Here is a 17673-nt window from a genome sequence, read left to right as displayed (position 1 = left end):
CGATGTCCTGAAACGAAAAACGGGCGCTGAGAAGCGCCCGTTTTTTTTGTGTCCGGTCTTGGTTGGAGGCCGCGGTCAGTCGCTTTCCTGCGCCGTGGCCTCGATCCCTTCGGGTTGGCCGACAACAACAAAGGCCAGCCCGTCAGGGTCCAGCAGGTCGCCGGCAACACGTTTCACATCGTCCAGCGTCACCGCTTCGACCTTGTCGTTGCGCGTGGCGATATAGTCGATGGGCAGGTCGATCATCTGCATCCCCACAAGGATGCTCGCGATGGTCTGGTTGCCGTCAAAACGCAGCGGGTAGGAGCCTGTGATATAGGTCTTGGCATCGTCCAACTCTTGCTGAGTTACGCCCTCGGCCGCGGCTTTGGCCCATTCGTCCTTGATCACATCCATCGCCTGCCCGATCCGGTCGTTCGCCGAACTGACCGATCCTTGCCATGTTTCAGCCAGATCCATCGGCACCAGATAGGAATAGACGCCATAGGTCAGCCCGCGTTTCTCGCGCACTTCGGTCATCAGACGGCTTTCAAACGATCCACCGCCAAGCACTTGGTTCAACACGGTCGCGGCAAAGAAATCATCGTCCTTCTGGGAAATGCCCTTTTGCGCAAAAATCGCGACAGATTGGGGCGTCGGGAAATCGACGACCGTGGTGCCCGACGGGATAGCGACCTCGGCCTGTGGGGGCAGCGGTGCACCGGTTTCGGGCAGATCGCCCAACAGTTCGTCAAGCATCAGGCCCAGCTCTTCTGGCGTGATGTCCCCCACCGCACCGATGAAGATACGGTCGCGCGCCAGCACATCCTTATGTGCCGCGACAAGGTCATCGCGTGTCAGAGCGGTCACCGTTTCTTCGGTCCCGCTGAGCGGCGAGCCGTAGGGGTGATCGCCATACAGCAGCTCGTCCATCTTTTTGCGCGCGATATCGTTCGGGTCTTTCGCGCTGGAGCGGATCCCCGAAAGCACCTGCCCGCGCACCCGTTCAATCGCATCCGGGTCAAACCGGGGCGTCTGCAACGCCTGTTTCAACAGCGCGATCGACGCGTCCTGATTTTCGGTGAGAAAGCGCGAGGATACGGAGAGCGCATCGTCATCCACGCTGAACCGAAAGCTGCTGGCCAGCCCTTCGGCGGCACGGGCGAAATCGCGTGCGCCCATGTCACCGGCCCCCTCTTCCAGCAGGCCCGTCATCAGGTTGATTGCGCCGCGTTTTTCGGGGGCATCCAGCGATGCACCGCCGCGAAAGCGCACATCAAGTGCGACGAAGGGGATCGAATGTTCCTCTACCAGCCACGCGGTGATGCCACCGGGGGACGTCACCTCTTGGATGTCCACCTCGGCACGGGCGGGCAGCGCGGCCAGAACCGTCAGGACGATTGCGTAAAACAGTCTCATTCCGTCACCTCTTCGCGCATCAGCCACCCTGTGACAGAGGCTTCGCGGTTAAACACATCTTTGGCGGCCTGCATGATGTCTTCGGCTGTCACGGCCTCAAGCACATCCGGCCAATCCTGCACGTCCTGCACCGTCAACCCGATGGCAAGGGCGCTGCCATAGCGGTTGGCGACGCTGTCGGCGTTATCGCGGGCATAGATCTGTTCGGCACGGACCTGTTGCTTGATCCGTTCAAGTTGCTCGGCATCCACCCCGTCTTTCATGAAACCCGCGATGGCGGCGTCCATGGCATCTTCGGCGTCCTGCAGGGACAGGCCCGGTTGCGGCACAACGACAAGGTTAAAAGTCGTATCGTCCAGCGATTGGCCACTATAGAACGCCGCTGAATAGGTCGCGACAGGCGCGTCAAACTGCAGTTTTTCGGCGAAATAGGATGTGGTGCCACCGCCCAGCAGTTCGGCCAATATGGTCAGGGCCGCTGCGGTTTTCTGGTCGCCGGGATCCCGCTCCTGCGCCAGATAGGACCGGCTGACGTATTCCTGTGCAACGCGGTCATCGCGAAAGATCAGGCGACGTTCGGCGGTCTGTGGCGGCTCTTGCGTCCGCGATCGGTCGGGCAGATCCGGATTGGCGGGGATCTTGCCGTAATACTGTTCTGCCAGGGTGCGAACGTTTTCAGGCTCTACATCCCCAGACACGACAAGGATCGCGTTGTTGGGGGAGTAATACAGCTTGTAGAAATCCAGCGCATCCTGCAGGTCCAGCGCGCGCATCTCGTGCATCCATCCGATGATCGGCGTGCCGTAGCGGTGGTTGAGGTATTGCGCGGCGTTCAGCTGTTCACGGAACAGCGCGCTCGGGTCATTTTCGGTGCGCTGGTTGCGCTCTTCGATGATCACATCCCGTTCGGTCGCGATGTTTTCCGGTGTCAGGCGGATGTTTTTCATCCGGTCGGATTCCATCTGCATCATCAGCTCAAGCCTGTCTGCCGCAACCCGTTGAAAATAGGCGGTATAATCATAACTGGTGAAGGCGTTATCGCGCCCGCCATTCTTGGCAACCGTGGCTGAAAACTCGCCCGACTCCATCTTGTCGGTGGCTTTGAAAAGCAGGTGTTCCAGAAAATGCGCCACGCCCGACGACCCTTTGGGTTCGTCCGCCGAGCCAGCGCGGTACCACACCATCTGCTGCACAGCGGGGGCGCGGTGGTCTTCGACGACCACGACCTCCATCCCGTTATCCAAGGTGAAATGCGTGACGTCTTCGTTGTCACGCGCAAGCGCGGCTGTGGTGGGCAGCGCAAGCGCCAATAGGGCCCCGAGGGCCGGTAATCTGATCATGGTCGGTCCTTTGAGCAGGGTCCTGAGACCTCTTACTTACGCCACCCAACGGGGTGATCAAGGGACCTAACAGAATTGTAATTCAGCCAGCGTCACTCTGCCGGAGGGGCGGAGGGCGTGCGTGCACCGGCCCGACGCCAGCGCGCGGCCTCGCGGGGGGCATCCAGGATCTGGCGTTTGTAGGCTTGGTCGTAGCGATCTGTCGGCACGATCTTGATCTGCGTGAACCGCGCCTTGCGCTTGCGGAACGCAGCATCGGTTTCGGCAAGTTCCTGACGGATGTTCGCCGACACGCCCATGCGGCTGGCCTGTTGCACCAGCGCGGCATCCGAGGCGGGTATGCCTGTCGTATTGCTTTGCGGTGTGCCGCCAAAGGCCAGAACCCCTTCGGCAATCGCGTTGCGGTCCGTCAGGTTCGCCTGCCCCGGCGTTGGCACGGGCAGCGCGTTATAGCTGTCAGGCTGCTGCAGGGGTTTGGAGGGCTGGACCATGAATTCGTCAGGCCCTTTCGCAGCGCTGCGAATGTCCCGCAGGCCAGTGTTGCCGCAGGCCCCAAGGGCAAGCGGTAGCAAGACAAGAGCGGCGACAAAGCGCATGACGGATCTCCTTAAGGACTTGTTAAGGTCTTTGTACCAATATCGCAGTCACGCGGTAATTGTCACTGGCCTTTTTTCTGGGCCTTTTTCGGTGTGGCTTTCGCCGGTTTTTTGGTGTCGCCGGTAAAGTAAATCAGCCCCAAAGCGCCCGCAAAAATGAAGACATCGGCGATGTTGAACACGAAAGGATTATTGATACCGCAACAAGACATGTTCAAGAAATCAAGCACATAGCCGTAGATCAGGCGATCAACCACATTGGCCAACGCCCCCCCGATCAGCAGACCTGCGCTGATATTGGCCCAAAGGCTCATGGTTTGGCGGCTTGCCCAGATCAGCACGCCCACGCAGATTGCAAAGGCCAGCCCGATGAGGATCCAACGACTTGCGTCGGACCCATCACCGAAAAGGCCAAAGTTGATCCCGCGGTTCTCGCCGTAGCGAAAGTTGATCAGCGGCGGCAATACGTCGATGGACCGGATACGGCTAAGCTCCATCGTATGCACGACAAGATACTTGCTAAGCTGATCCGCAAGAAACGCCGCAAAACCGGCCCAAAAAATAGTACGCATAACGACCGCTTTCCGTGGTTAGTGGCGGAAGTGGCGCATGCCGGTAAAGACCATGGCAAGCCCGGCCTCATCCGCTGCTGCGATCACTTCGTCATCCCGCATCGACCCGCCGGGCTGAATAAGCGCCGTCGCCCCTGCTTCTGCGGCAGTGATCAACCCGTCAGCAAAGGGGAAGAACGCATCGGAAGCGACGACAGAGCCCTGCGTCAGCGGTGCGGACAAGCCCATGGCTTCGGCCATATCCTGCGCTTTGCGTGCGGCGATACGCGTGCTGTCGACGCGGCTCATCTGGCCGGCACCGACGCCCACGGTCGCGCCATCCTTGACGTAGATGATCGCGTTGGATTTTACGTGTTTCGCGACGGTCCAGGCGAACATCAGGTCCGACAGCTCTTGATCGGACGGCTGGCGCTTTGTCACGACCTTCAGGTCATCCATGGTGATGCGGCCAACGTCTTTGTCCTGCACCAGATAGCCCCCCGACACCTGACGGAACGACAACGCCGCCTGTGCCGGATCGGCCAGACCGTTGGTGGTCAGCAAGCGCAGGTTCTTCTTCTTGCCAAAAATCTCCATCGCTTCGGGTGTAGCGTTCGGCGCGATCACGACCTCGGTAAAGATCGCGCTGATCGCCTCGGCGGTTTCGGCGTCAAGCGTCTGGTTCAGCGCGATAATCCCGCCAAAGGCACTGGTGCGGTCGCAGTCGAACGCGCGGGTATAGGCATCCACCATCGACGTGCCTTGCGCCACGCCGCAGGGGTTGGCGTGCTTGATGATCGCACAGGCAGGCCCTTTGGCCGGATCGAATTCGCTGACTAGTTCAAAGGCGGCATCGGTGTCGTTGATATTGTTATACGACAGTTCTTTACCCTGATGCTGGGTCGCCGTAGCAACACCGGGACGTGCCGAGCCATCGGTGTAGAAGGCCGCTTGCTGGTGGGGGTTCTCACCGTAGCGCAAGGTCTGCGCCAGCGTGCCGCCCACGGTACGACGACGCGGGGTGTCCCCGACCTGCGCGGCCATCCATGTGCTGACAGCCGTGTCATAGGCCGCCGTGCGGGCATAGGCCGTCTGCGCCAAACGCTGGCGCAGCGCATAGGTGGTCTGCCCGTTATTCTCGGACAGTTCGTTGATCACTGTCGTGTAGTCTTCGACATCGACGATCACATTCACAAAACCGTGGTTCTTCGCGGCAGAACGGATCATCGCAGGGCCACCGATATCGATATTCTCGATCACCTCGGCATATTCCGCCCCTTTGGCGACGGTTTCTTCAAAGGGATACAGGTTCACCACAACCAGATCGATCGCGCCAATGTCATGTTTGTCCATCGCCGCGACATGTTCGTCATTGTCACGCAGCGCCAGCAACCCACCGTGCACGACGGGGTGCAGCGTCTTGACCCGCCCGTCCATCATCTCGGGGAAGCCGGTGACCTCGGACACATCTTTCACCGTCAGACCTGCGTCGCGCAGCGCCTTGGCGGTGCCGCCGGTGCTCAGCAATTCGACCCCATGCGCCGCGAGCGCCTGCCCCAGCTCGACCAGACCGGTCTTGTCAGATACGGAAAGAAGCGCGCGGGAGACGGGGTGAAGATCAGGCATCGGGGAGGTTCCTTTGGTCAGTCTTGGTCATCATATGGATCGTCGAGCGATAAATCTCGCACGCCAATCGCAGTTTCCTGCGCTTTGGACAAGGACCACCTGACCCTGCTGGCATAGTCGACGACCCGCCCGCTGAGCAGAATTTGCACCGACGCGCGGGGTTTCAGCCGGTTGCGCTCAAGGTAAACGCTTGGTTCCAATGACAGTTTATGCGTCCCATCATGACGGAACACCCAGATCTCGCCGCTTTTCTGAGCCATGGAAATTGCTGCCCCGCCCAGATCGACGGTGGCATCCACATCCGGGTGCAGGTGGAAACGAATCTCGAACGGGATACCGGCAAGCTTCACCGCATCCATTTCCCGATCAAAGACACGCTTTTCAGCAGGCTCTATCGCGAGCAGCATGTCCTCCCCCGCGAGGCCGCGACCGTCGTGGGTCAGTTCTAGGCTGCGGGCATGGGTCAGGCCAAAGCCCGCGACATAGCCATTATGCGCGCCCTGAAACTGGGTGCCATCCCCGACGGAGCCGATTTCGACGGGCACATAGGTCGGGCATTCGATCAAAGCCTCGGCACCCGTGTGCCGGTCGGGCTCCGCCAGACGCGCGCTGGAATAGCCGCCAAGCGACAGGCCGGAATGCGACGGTGTCGCACGCCCGGCCCGCCGCCAATCAGCGCCAAATGAATCGCCCGGCCCGCAGTTCACGACCAAAGGCCGCCGCCCGCTGGTCAGTTCGAACGCAAGCGTAGAGGCATGGGCATTGAACGATGCGGCCCCGCCGGGGGGCGGGCTGGCGTCGACGATCACACTGGTGCGCCCTGCGGACAGGCGCGCATACCCCATCGACAGCCCGTCCGGCTGGCGCGTCTTGATCTTCGCCGTGGCCAGCGCGTGATCCAGCCAGCCTTCGGCCCCGCGCCCGCCGCCATGGAACCGCGCCAGCCCGCCGTCGGAATGCCGCAGGGTGCGCAGGGTGGGCGCGATGCGTTCGATCGCCTCCATATGCGCAGTTGGCGTGCCGCGTCCCGCATCGCTTAGCGCGGCGGCGGCCCATGTCAGAAGGGTAAATGCGTGCAACAGCTCTTCGGGGTTGCGGGTGGGCAGGCCGCCCTGCGCATCGATCTGCGCCTCGCATTCGCGGGCCAGTGCCTTGATCGCAGGATCGGCGCGCGACTCTTGCCCCTCAAGCGAAAGACCGGCGTAGATCAACCCGGTCAGCGCCTCGAACCGCGGCAATCCCGGGGCTGCGGCATGCCAGCGACGCGACAGGAAATCCGTTTGTTCGACCAACGAGCGATAGAAGACATCGCTTTCGTCTTGCGAGGTGCCACGCAGTACAAACAGCGCGTGGTTGATCCAGCGGATCAGCCGCCGGCCGGTCAGATCAGGGGTCCAGCCGATGCCTCGGCCCTTGCCGTAATGGTCGATCCAGCCCCAAAGCCAACGCTGCGCCGTGCCGCGGGCCCGCACGTCGCCAACCGCAGCCAGATCATCCATCCAGGCGAAACCGTGCAGATCACGCGCGAAGTCCTGATCCGGCGTGGCGACTTCCCACAGGCTTGACGCGTCCGGCGCTTCGATCAGACTGCCGGAAAACAGGAGGTTGCCCGCGATCAGCTGCCTGCCCCGCGCAAAAGACCCGATGGTGCGCGGTTCGGGAGAGGAAACGAATCCCCTCGCTTGGGTACGCGTTTTGGTCGCGGCACGGGCGTGCCACCGGTTTAGAAAACGCGTTTTTCGCGCATTGAAGCTGGTACTTGTCATGCGGCTGCCCTTGTACGCTCTGCTGGCGTTTTGCGGATGTTAGCCGCTGTTGCCACCTGAGTCACCGCATTTTGACACGGGTTTTTGCGGGCGACGCAAATCCGCCCGCGTCAGGTCAACCCTTTAGGCGTCCTTGCGCAGGCAGGCGATGTAAAACCCGTCCATGCCACCCAGTTCAGGCCAGTAATCGGGGCGCAAACGCAGGCCGCCCTCTTGGGTTGTCCACGCGGGATCAACACCGGGCACAGCCAAAGCGTCGCGGTCCACGCGCATATCCGCATGACGTTCCAACGCCTCGTCGACCTGCACTTCGCCTTCGTCGGGCAGCAGGGAGCAAGTGCAGAAAATCAAGCGTCCCCCGGGGTTGAGCAGGGACCACGCATGGTCGATCATTTCCGACTGCAGCTCGATCAGATCACCGAATTCGGACCCATCCTTGGCGTGGGGCAGATCGGGGTGACGACGGATCGTGCCCGTAGCAGAGCAAGGCGCATCCAGCAGAATCGCGTCAAACGTCCCCTCGAACCGGCGCGCATCGACGACAACGACTTTGGCCGGCAGATGCACCCGTGCAAGGTTTTCCCGAACCCGCTGCATCCGCTGCTTGGAGTTATCGACCGCCGTCACCTGCGCACCTGCGGCGGCAAGCTGCATGGTTTTGCCCCCGGGCGCGGCGCAAAGGTCGAGCACGGCCTCGCCTTTTTGTGGCGCAAGGATTTTAACGGGCAGCGCCGCGGCGGCGTCCTGCACCCACCAATCGCCCTCGGCAAAACCGGGCATGGTGGTGACCTGCCCCGCATCGGCGACGCGCACCGAACCTGTGGGCAAGACAGAGCCCCCCACGGCCGCGGCCAAACTTTCAGGATCTCGTTTCGCGGTCAGATCCAGCGGCGCACCTGCGAAATGCGCGGCTTCGATACCCGTCATCGCGTCGGGCCCCCAGGCTTCGGTCAGCGGACCCCGCAGCCATTTTGGCAAGCGCGGCGCGCGCAAGGCCTCCCATGCCTCTGGGCCGTCGGCGGCGATTTTGCGCAAAACGGCATTGGTCAGCCCCTTGAGGTGCCCGAGTCTTTTATGCGTTGCCACCAGTTCGACCATCGCATTCACCACGCCGTGGGCAGCGCCGCCCTGACACAGCTCGACCGTGCCGACGCGCAGCGCGTTGCGCACGGTCAGCGGCGGGTATTTCGACAGGTGTTTCTGCAACAGACGGTCGGCGCGTTCCATTCCGCGCAGGGTATCCATCGCCAGACGCTGCGCCCGTGCGCGGTCATCGGGGGGCAGCTTGTCCAACGCCCCCGCCGACAAGAGCTCTGACATCAGACGTTCTTCCCCCAGGATCATATCCAAAAGGTACACCGCACTTCTGCGGGCCTGAACGCCGGTGTCTGACATGCGATAAGCTTTCTTCTTTGGGGTGCCCGGGTTGTCTGGGCTTGGTTCCGGCGTATATCAAGGGGACAGTGGCCTCAAGAGGATGAGAGTATGACCGAAGCCGGCAAACGCCCCATGCCAAGCCCACCCCATGATCCGACACCCATGCCGGAGCCCGGGCCGGATATTCCGCCAGAACCCACGCCCGACCCGATGCCGATGGTACAAGAGCTTCCCGCCGCCGCGCAACGCGCGCTGGCGGAGGCCGCCGAACGCCGCAAGGCCGCGCAGGCACTGGACCTGCCGACAGAGCTTGGTGGTCGCGACGGACCAGAACCTGTCCGCTATGGCGATTGGGAGAAAAAGGGCATCGCTGTCGATTTTTAAGACACGTGCCCCCTATGCGCTGAATCCCCCATGCGCTGACAATGCGTCGCGCAGATCGAGATTACGGCCAAGCGCCCTGTGGCGCTTGCACATGGGCGAGGCTACTTCAACGAAAAGACCGCTGACTGCCCTGCCCCCTTATCCGAGGTAAAGCGGATTTTCCCACCGTTTACAGCGACTTCCTGACAATTGTAGCCAAGGTCGTCATCGCCCCAGATCAGGCTTCGGCAGAAATACCCGCCCTTCCAGACCCATTGGCCCGACACGTCCCACACGGCACCTGTACCCGATATGCCGCCGCTTTCGGTGACGCGCAATTCGACCAGCGGGCGGGTCAGTGTTTTACCTTCCACCACCGAAACGAAATCGCGCTGGCTGTCCAGTTTCTGGAATTCTGCCCAAGCGGCCCCGGTCAGCGCAAAGAACGCCGCGCAGGTCAGTAACGTCAGTTTTTTCATCACACCCTCCAACCAGATTGTTCCCATGAACATACGGGCCAGAGGTTAAGATAGTTTCACCACGGTTAAGCGACAGGGCGGCGGGTGGCGTCAGTCGTTCAGGCCCAGAACATCCAGCATATCATAGGCTCCGGCAGGTTTGCCCTGCCCCCAAACGGCAGCTTTGATGGCACCGCGCGCGAAAACCGCGCGATCCGACGCGATGTGGCGCAGTATGATTCGCTCGCCCGCGGCGGCGAACATAACGTCATGTTCGCCCACAATGTCGCCCCCGCGGATCGCTGTGAACCCGATGTCACCCCGCTTGCGCGCGCCGGTGATCCCGTCACGCCCGCGGTCAGAGACATCCGCCAGCGCGACGCCGCGCCCTTCCGCGGCGGCTTCGCCCAGCATCAGCGCAGTGCCCGACGGCGCGTCGACCTTCTGGTTGTGATGCGCCTCTATCACCTCGATATCAAAGTCTTCATCAAGCGCGGCTGCGACACGTTTGGTCAACTGGGTCAAAAGGTTAACGCCCAGGCTCATGTTGCCCGCCCGCACGATCACCGTCTGCTTTGAAGGTCCGTCCAGCGCGCCGATCTGCGCGTCGGTCATACCGGTGGTACCGATAACATGAACCACACCCGCGTCAGCCGCGATCTTGGCGAAGGCGAGTGTCGCTTCCGGAGCGGTGAAATCAATGACGGCCTGCGCGTCTTGCATCGCCTCTGCCGCGTTATCGGTCACGATCACGCCAACAGCAGTGCCGCCCATAGCAACACCGATATCCTGACCGACCCACGCATGTCCGGCACGTTCGACCGCACCCGCCAGATGCACCCTGTCGCTGGCAGAAACCTGCCCAATCAACATCTGGCCCATGCGGCCCGAAGCCCCTGTAATCACTATGCCGGGTGTATCGCTCATGTTATGCTCCTTATTCGGTTCCGGTTTAGCGCGTGGTGATCTGCTTGGCAAAACCTCAGCGAACCCTTAGATGAAGCGCATGGCAAAGAACAAGTTTCATGAGGGCTCAGGCCCGTCGCAACGGCAGCTTCGCGTAGGCGAAACCATTCGTCGCGCCCTATCGGATGTTCTGGCGCGTGGCGATGTCCACGACCCTGAACTGAACCGGATGTCGATCACCGTGGGCGAAGTACGCGCCTCCCCCGACCTGAAGATCGCGACGGCCTATGTGCTGCCTTTGGGCGGAGACGGTCAGGAAGACGTGCTTAAGCTGCTGGCGCGCAACAAGGGCGAGCTCCGCCGGTTGATGGCGAAGAAGCTGGTCCTGAAATATGCGCCGGACCTGCGGTTCCAATTGGACGAAACATTCGACCGTATGGACGAAACGCGCCGGATGCTGGCGCAGGACGTGGTGCGCCGCGATGCTGACGCCCCCGACCGCGGATCGGAAGACACGTGAAACGGTTCTGGGCCGCGCTTGGCTTCATGGGCTGGGCCGCCGCGCCCGTCCAAGCCGAAACCTGCGAAACCCTGACCTACAACGGCACCGGCTATACCCTGTGCCACGTCGACCTGACGCAGGACCGGCTTGAGCTGTTCCTTTACGATGCGGACGGCAAACCGCATGGGTATTTCAACACATTGAATACTGCGTTGAAAAAGCGCGGCGCACAGCTGGGCTTTGCGATGAACGCGGGCATGTATCACGATACCCGTGCGCCGGTGGGCTATTACCTTGAGAACGGCAAAGAATATCAGCAGGTGATCAGCAGCGACGGCCCCGGTAACTTTGGCCTGCTGCCCAATGGCGTGCTCTGCCTGCGCGACGGGCGTGCCGATGTGATCGAAACCAAAGCTTTTCTGCGCGACGCCCCCGACTGCCGCAGCGCCACACAATCGGGACCGATGTTGGTGATCGATGGCAAGATGCATCCGCGCTTTCTGAAAGATGGCACCTCGCGCTATATCCGCAACGGCGTCGGTACCAGCGCCGATGGCAAACGCGCGGTTTTTGCCATCTCGAACGAGACGGTGAATTTCTATGATTTCGCGCTGCTGTTCCGGGATCACCTAAAGCTGCCAAATGCGCTTTATTTTGATGGCAATATCTCGAGGATGCGCGCACCCGATCTGGGCCGCAATGACTTGGGCTTTAGCGCGCTTGGCCCTATCATTGGCGTCGTGAAGCCCGACGCGCCGTAGCGCAACAAGAGTTTTCTTGCCTTCGGCGAGGATTTTTCACCATTTGGAAGCCAGAGTCTCTGGGCAATCTTGCCGGACCTTTGATAGGAGGCGGGCAAATCAATTAAGGGCATTTGATATGGGACGCAGGCGCAAGGGACGGGATATTTCGGGGTGGTTGGTGGTGGACAAGCCCGCTGGCCCGACCTCTACGACCGTGGTGAACAAGGTCCGTTGGGCGCTGAACGCGAATAAGGCGGGCCATGCGGGCACCCTTGACCCCGAAGCCACCGGCGTTCTGGCAATCGCGCTTGGCGAGGCGACCAAGACGGTTCCCTTTATCACGGACGCGATGAAAGCCTATGAGTTCACGGTCCGCCTTGGGATCGCGACAAATACCGATGATGCCGAGGGCGAGGTCATCGCAACCTCGGAACTGCGGCCCGATGACGACGCGATCAAGGATGCTTTGGGCAAGTTTATCGGTGATATCCAACAGGTGCCGCCGCAGTTTTCCGCCGTAAAGATCGACGGCCAGCGCGCCTATAAACTGGCGCGCGACGGTGAGACGATGGAGCTGGCAGCCCGCCCGCTTTTTGTCGAACAGCTGCTGCTGGTGGACCGCCCCGATGCCGACCACGTGACGTTGGAGATGGTGTGCGGCAAGGGCGGCTATGTCCGGTCGATTGCGCGCGATCTGGGACAAGCCTTGGGGTGTCTGGGCCATGTGCGCGAATTGCGCCGCATCTGGTCGGGCCCGTTCGAGGCCTCTGAAGGGCTGACGCTGGCGCAGATCGAAGAGATGGCGCGCACAGACGCTTTGGACGCGCATTTGCTGCCGTTAGAGCAAGGGTTGCAGGACCTGCCAGAGGTGAAAGCCACGCCGGAAGGGGCCACTCGTCTGCGCAACGGCAACCCCGGTATGGTGATCGCCCATGACGTTGAATATGGCGACGAGGTCTGGGCGTCGTTTGAGGGCCGCGCCGTTGCTGTTGGGCGTTTCAAGGCGGGCGAATTGCATCCGTCGCGTGTGTTCAACCAGCCCGGTTCTGCGTGATCACGCGCAGCCATACCAAGGGCGATGCGCCGTCGACGGCTGTCTATTCGGACTGCGAAAACTACCGCTATAGTCTGACCCGCGTCTGGCACCCCGAGGCGGAGCGGGTGCTGTTCGTCATGCTAAATCCGTCAAAAGCGACGGAAATTGAAAACGACCCAACGGTCGAGCGGTGCGAGCGCCGTGCCCGCGCCTTGGGCTTCGGGGGGGTTCAGGTCACCAATATCTTTGCCTGGCGCGAAACCAGCCCCAAGTTGATGCGTCAGGCCAAAGACCCCGTCGGCCCTGATAACGATATGATTTTGAACGAAGGTATCTTGTGGGCCGATCAGGTGATCGCGGCTTGGGGCACCCATGGCGCACATCTTGGGCGGGGTGCGCAGGTGCAAGAACTGCTGTCGCGCAGCCAAACGCCCGTGTACCATTTGGGCCTGTCCAAGGACGGGCATCCCAAGCATCCTTTGTATATCCGCTATGCTCAGGAACCGATTTTCTGGGGCCTTTAGGGCAAGCTTAACTTTCTTGATTCTACGGTGCTGATGCGGCCTTGGGTTTTGGGGCCGTTTCATCTGTATCCCCGCGTGATGCGGGCAATAGGGTCGGGTTTGCACATGCTGTTTCTTGCCGGATTAATGGGGTTGATCACCGTCGGGGCCGCCGCCTTTATCGACATCGGGGTCGAGGAGGAGGAGACAGCCACCGACGAAGATGCACCGGCCGGCGATGTGATCTCCGGCACCCCCCGGGATGACCTGATTATCGGCTCGGGCGGCAGCGATCAGATCGCGGGCGATGGCGACGATGACCTTGTGGAGGCGCGGAATGGCGATGACACCGTTTTTGGGGACAGTGGCGATGATACATTGAGGGGCGGCGCGGGGAACGATGACCTGCATGGCAATGATGGCGATGATCTATTGGCAGGGGCCGAGGATGCGGATGGGCTTACCGGCCATAATGACGATGACATCCTGCAGGGCGGTGCGGGCCACGATACGCTAAACGGCTCTGCCGGGGGTGATACGCTTTTCGGGGAGAGCGGGGATGACGCCGTGATGGGCGGTTTGGGCGATGACTTGCTGATTGGGGGGCGCGGGCAAGACGCGCTCTTTGGTGGATGGGGGAACGATACGATTGACGGCACCGTCGATCCGGACCGGCAGGATGCGCGCGTCACCGATATCGACGAAGGGGATTACCTGAATGGCGGTGGCGGCGATGATGTGATCCTTGCGGGAACAAACGACACGGTGACCCCGGGCGCAGGGCGTGATGATGTGATCCTTGGCGATTGGGTCAGCCCCGATGGCATCGTCGATATCCGCAGTTTCGACATAGAAGATGACAGTCTGCTGCTGGTCTGGGACGACAGCGATGCAGCCGCGACAGCGCCCAAGGTGGCCGTTGAACCGGATCCGGAGGATCTGCACACCCATCTGATATCAATGGACGGGGCGATTGTGGCAATGGTGCAGTCGGACCAGTTGCTGATGCCGGGCGACCTGTCGCTTATCCCCCTCAGCTCGGCCCTCGCTGCGGGGCTAACGCGCGGCTGAGCCGCCGATGCCCTCTCAACGGGCAAAGAAGCCAACGCGCCCCGCGACGCATTAATCCTTTGCCAAGGGGGCGAAACTTTCCTATACGCCCCCATCGCCCGATGATTCCTGTCAGCGGGTGATACTCCATGGGCCTGTGCTGGACGACATCCCGGCCTGTGCCATCACTTTAACCTTTCGAAAAGGAGACCCCGATGTCGATTACGCAAGAAGAAAAAGCACGCGTCATGAAAGAATTCGGCACCAAAGAAGGCGACACCGGTTCGCCCGAAGTACAGGTTGCCATTCTGTCCTCGCGCATCGCAACGCTGACCGAGCACTTCAAAACCCACAAGAAAGACAACCACGGTCGCCGTGGCCTTTTGAAAATGGTTGCGACACGCCGGAAGCTTCTGGACTATGTCAAAGGTAAAGATGACGCGCGTTATCAGGACCTGATCAAACGTTTGGGCCTGCGCCGCTAACCAGCGCTGCACCGCCACAACGATGAAAACCGCGCCCTGGCAACAGGGGGCGGTTTTTTCGTTTCCCCCTGTGCTTTAGTGATGTGCGCCAAAAGGAGAGTCTATGCCAATCAACCTGCGTGACCTCACCCCGCAAGATACCGACGCAGCCGCGCTGCTTTTCTTTGCCGCGGTGCATCAGGGCACCGCCGATGTGTATTCAGCCGAACAACGCATTGCTTGGGCCGGTAAAGCCCCCGCACCCGCCACATGGCGAGGGCGGTTTGATACCGTGTCGGGTATCGTGGCCGAGATAGACAACCGTATGGCGGGCTTCATGACCCTTGACCGCGAGGGGCTGATCGATCTGGCCTTTGTGCACCCCGATCATATGGGCACGGGCGTGGGGCGCACTGTCCATTTTGCCATCGAAGACCGTGCCCGCACATTCGGCGTGCGACGTCTTCGGACCTTTGCCAGCGAAAAGGCAAAGCCGTTTTTCACGCGTATGGGCTGGACCGTCGAGGCCCCCAATATCGTCACCAAAGGCGGGGTCACCTTGCAAAACTACAAGATGTTCAAGACCTTGTCAGGCTGACCCCCTTGCCGCTCTGCTGCGGCTTGCAATCTGTGGCGTGCAGGGCCGCGTGTAGGGGGCAACGCTTCCCTTCCCATCGCAGGCAAACTGCTGTATGGCCGCACAATCTGAAAGCCGGCGCCCGGACTCCAGCGCCCGACAAAGAAGATACCGGAGTCAGGGGGAATATGCCCTCTACGCAAATGGCCCGATCCGGGCCGAAACAGGAAACGTAGATGTTTAATGTAACGAAAAAATCCATGCAGTGGGGCGAAGAGACGCTGACACTGGAAACTGGCAAAGTGGCCCGTCAGGCAGACGGTTCGGTGATTGCGACACTGGGCGAAACCAGCGTCATGGCGAACGTCACCTTTGCACGCCAGCAAAAACCCGGTCAGGACTTCTTTCCGCTGACCGTCCACTACCAAGAGAAATACTACGCCGCCGGTAAAGTACCGGGTGGCTTCTTCAAGCGTGAGGCCCGCCCCACCGAGAAGGAAACCCTGACAGCCCGTCTGATCGACCGTCCGATCCGTCCGCTGTTCGTTCCCGGCTTCAAAAACGAAGTTCTGGTGATGTGTACCGTTCTCAGCCACGATCTGGTTAACGATCCCGACATGGTCGCCATGATCGCTGCCTCCGCAGCGCTGACCATTTCCGGCGCGCCGTTCCGCGGCCCGATCGGTGCCTGCCGCGTTGGTTTCGAGGATGGCGATTACGTTCTGAACCCGACCGTCGACGACATGCAGGACCTGCGCCTGAACCCTGATCAACGTCTTGATCTGGTTGTCGCCGGCACCAAAGAAGCCGTGATGATGGTTGAATCCGAAGCCTATGAGCTGTCGGAAGAAGAAATGCTGGGTGCGGTGAAATTCGCGCACGAGCAGATCCAGCCTGTTATCGACCTGATCATCGATCTGGCCGAAGACGCCGCGAAAGAGCCGTTTGACTTCCAGCCGGTTGACTATTCGGACCTGTCCGCAGCTGTCAAAGCTGCTGGCGAAGACGCCATGCGCGCCGCCTTTGCAATCGCCGACAAGCAAGAGCGCACCGCCGCTGTTGCCGCTGCCCGCGAAACAATCAAAGCCGCGCTGACCGAAGAGCAACTGGAAGACGCGAACCTCGGGTCCGCTCTGAAAGGCCTCGAAGCGTCCATCCTGCGTGGTGACGTGGTTAAAACCGGTAAGCGTATCGACGGCCGTAAGACCGACGAAATCCGCGACATCGTGGCCGAAACCGGCATCCTGCCCCGTACACACGGGTCGTCGCTGTTCACACGTGGCGAAACACAGGGTCTGGTTGTGACCACTTTGGGCACCGGCGATGACGAACAGTTCATCGATGCGCTGCACGGCAACTTCAAATCCAACTTCATGCTGCACTATAACTTCCCGCCCTATTCGGTTGGTGAAGTTGGCCGTGTCGGTGGCCCCGGCCGTCGCGAAATCGGTCACGGCAAGTTGGCTTGGCGTGCGTTGCAGGCGGTTCTGCCTGCCTCCACCGACTTCCCCTACACCATCCGCGTTGTGTCCGAGATCACTGAATCGAACGGCTCCAGCTCGATGGCGTCGGTTTGCGGTGGCTCCTTGTCCATGATGGACGCAGGTGTGCCGTTGAAAGCGCCCGTCGCGGGTGTTGCCATGGGTCTGATCCTGGAAGAAGACGGCTCCTACGCGATCCTGTCCGACATCTTGGGTGACGAAGACCACCTGGGCGACATGGACTTTAAAGTAGCCGGTACCGAAGCAGGTATCACGTCGCTGCAAATGGACATCAAGATCGCCGGCATCACGCCCGAGATCATGGAGAAAGCTCTGGCACAAGCCAAAGCGGGCCGTGTGCACATTCTGGGCGAGATGAACAAAGCCATCTCCGGCGCGGGTGAATTCTCTGTCCACGCCCCACGCATCGAAACGATGCAGATCCCAACCGACAAGATCCGTGAAGTGATCGGGTCCGGCGGTAAAGTGATCCGCGAGATCGTTGAAGTGTCCGGCGCGAAAGTCGACATCAACGACGAAGGCATCATCAAGATCGCATCGCCAAACGGCGACTCGATCAAGAAAGCCTATGACATGATCTGGTCCATCGTGGCCGAGCCTGAAGAAGGTGCGGTTTACACCGGTACCGTCGTCAAGATCGTTGATTTCGGTGCCTTCGTGAACTTCTTTGGCAAGCGCGATGGTCTGGTACACGTATCCCAGATCGAAAATCGCCGCCTGAACCACCCTTCGGATGTTCTGAAGGAAGGTCAGGAAGTGAAAGTGAAGCTGCTTGGCTTTGACGATCGCGGCAAGGTGCGCCTGTCGATGAAAGTTGTCGATCAGGAAACTGGCGAAGAGATCAAGAAAGAAGAAGGCGGCGAAGCGTAAGCTTCTCCACCCCTTCTGAAATGGCGAAAGCCCCGGCCTATGTGC

The 17673-nt window shown here is 60.7% G+C and carries 18 protein-coding genes; 9 read left to right on the top strand and 9 right to left on the bottom strand.

Annotation, left to right across the window (positions count from 1 at the left end; translation table 11 throughout):
* Positions 1–75: 75 nt before the first annotated feature.
* From IV89_RS03305 to IV89_RS03275, 7 genes are all read right to left on the bottom strand, one after another.
* Positions 76–1398 (bottom strand): pitrilysin family protein, encoded by a 1323-nt coding sequence (locus IV89_RS03305; protein ID WP_037942807.1) that lies wholly within the window; start codon positions 1396–1398, stop codon positions 76–78.
* Positions 1395–2738, bottom strand: a complete 1344-nt coding sequence (locus IV89_RS03300) for a pitrilysin family protein (RefSeq protein ID WP_037942806.1) — start codon at positions 2736–2738, stop codon at positions 1395–1397. The genes IV89_RS03305 and IV89_RS03300 overlap by 4 nt, the downstream gene beginning before the upstream one ends.
* A 92-nt stretch (positions 2739–2830) precedes the next feature.
* Positions 2831–3334, bottom strand: coding sequence for a DUF3035 domain-containing protein (locus tag IV89_RS03295; RefSeq protein WP_037942805.1), 504 nt, complete (start codon positions 3332–3334; stop codon positions 2831–2833).
* A 62-nt stretch (positions 3335–3396) separates the two neighbouring features.
* The gene (gene lspA, locus IV89_RS03290; protein ID WP_037942803.1) at positions 3397–3906 is read right to left on the bottom strand and encodes a signal peptidase II; all 510 of its coding nucleotides are present in this window, start codon (positions 3904–3906) and stop codon (positions 3397–3399) included.
* Positions 3907–3924: 18 nt separating this feature from the next.
* Positions 3925–5511 (bottom strand): bifunctional phosphoribosylaminoimidazolecarboxamide formyltransferase/IMP cyclohydrolase, encoded by a 1587-nt coding sequence (gene purH, locus IV89_RS03285; protein WP_037942799.1) that lies wholly within the window; start codon positions 5509–5511, stop codon positions 3925–3927.
* A 17-nt stretch (positions 5512–5528) separates the two neighbouring features.
* On the bottom strand, positions 5529–7277 hold the full coding sequence (locus IV89_RS03280) for a heparinase II/III family protein (RefSeq protein WP_037942797.1): 1749 nt from the start codon (positions 7275–7277) through the stop codon (positions 5529–5531).
* A gap of 123 nt (positions 7278–7400) precedes the next feature.
* Positions 7401–8672 (bottom strand): transcription antitermination factor NusB, encoded by a 1272-nt coding sequence (locus IV89_RS03275; RefSeq protein ID WP_037942793.1) that lies wholly within the window; start codon positions 8670–8672, stop codon positions 7401–7403.
* A 192-nt stretch (positions 8673–8864) separates the two neighbouring features.
* On the opposite strand from IV89_RS03275, the gene IV89_RS03270 reads away from it, so the two are divergent.
* Positions 8865–9038 (top strand): DUF1674 domain-containing protein, encoded by a 174-nt coding sequence (locus IV89_RS03270; RefSeq protein WP_197145971.1) that lies wholly within the window; start codon positions 8865–8867, stop codon positions 9036–9038.
* 101 nt (positions 9039–9139) lie between these two features.
* Here the strand turns inward: IV89_RS03270 and IV89_RS03265 are convergent, their stop codons facing one another.
* Complete coding sequence (locus IV89_RS03265) at positions 9140–9496, bottom strand: dihydrodipicolinate reductase (protein ID WP_235183737.1); 357 nt, start codon at positions 9494–9496, stop codon at positions 9140–9142.
* 90 nt (positions 9497–9586) lie between these two features.
* Positions 9587–10402, bottom strand: coding sequence for a 4-hydroxy-tetrahydrodipicolinate reductase (gene dapB / locus IV89_RS03260; protein ID WP_037942791.1), 816 nt, complete (start codon positions 10400–10402; stop codon positions 9587–9589).
* 79 nt (positions 10403–10481) lie between these two features.
* On the opposite strand from dapB, the gene rbfA reads away from it, so the two are divergent.
* The 8 genes from rbfA to pnp all read left to right on the top strand — a co-directional run bounded on the left by rbfA (position 10482) and on the right by pnp (position 17628).
* On the top strand, positions 10482–10901 hold the full coding sequence (gene rbfA, locus IV89_RS03255) for a 30S ribosome-binding factor RbfA (RefSeq protein WP_037942790.1): 420 nt from the start codon (positions 10482–10484) through the stop codon (positions 10899–10901).
* On the top strand, positions 10898–11644 hold the full coding sequence (locus IV89_RS03250; protein ID WP_005850259.1) for a phosphodiester glycosidase family protein: 747 nt from the start codon (positions 10898–10900) through the stop codon (positions 11642–11644). The genes rbfA and IV89_RS03250 overlap by 4 nt, the downstream gene beginning before the upstream one ends.
* Positions 11645–11762: 118 nt before the next feature.
* Positions 11763–12680, top strand: coding sequence for a tRNA pseudouridine(55) synthase TruB (truB, locus tag IV89_RS03245; RefSeq protein ID WP_005850261.1), 918 nt, complete (start codon positions 11763–11765; stop codon positions 12678–12680).
* The gene (locus tag IV89_RS03240) at positions 12677–13186 is read left to right on the top strand and encodes a DUF1643 domain-containing protein (RefSeq protein WP_037942789.1); all 510 of its coding nucleotides are present in this window, start codon (positions 12677–12679) and stop codon (positions 13184–13186) included. Before truB ends, IV89_RS03240 begins: the two co-directional genes overlap by 4 nt.
* A 105-nt stretch (positions 13187–13291) precedes the next feature.
* Entirely contained in the window at positions 13292–14236 is a 945-nt protein-coding gene (locus IV89_RS03235) for a calcium-binding protein (RefSeq protein ID WP_037942786.1), read from the top strand.
* A 194-nt stretch (positions 14237–14430) separates the two neighbouring features.
* Positions 14431–14700: a 30S ribosomal protein S15 gene (gene rpsO / locus IV89_RS03230; protein WP_005850267.1), complete on the top strand. Its 270-nt coding sequence runs from the start codon at positions 14431–14433 to the stop codon at positions 14698–14700.
* A gap of 103 nt (positions 14701–14803) precedes the next feature.
* Entirely contained in the window at positions 14804–15277 is a 474-nt protein-coding gene (locus IV89_RS03225; RefSeq protein WP_037942783.1) for a GNAT family N-acetyltransferase, read from the top strand.
* Positions 15278–15492: 215 nt separating this feature from the next.
* On the top strand, positions 15493–17628 hold the full coding sequence (gene pnp / locus IV89_RS03220) for a polyribonucleotide nucleotidyltransferase (protein WP_009825473.1): 2136 nt from the start codon (positions 15493–15495) through the stop codon (positions 17626–17628).
* Positions 17629–17673: the final 45 nt, after the last annotated feature.

It is taken from the genome of Sulfitobacter sp. CB2047 (assembly GCF_000735125.2).
Classification (GTDB): Bacteria; Pseudomonadota; Alphaproteobacteria; order Rhodobacterales; family Rhodobacteraceae; genus Sulfitobacter; species Sulfitobacter pontiacus.
The sequence above is the reverse complement of the archived record's forward strand: the minus strand, read 5'-3'. Positions and strand labels throughout refer to the sequence as shown.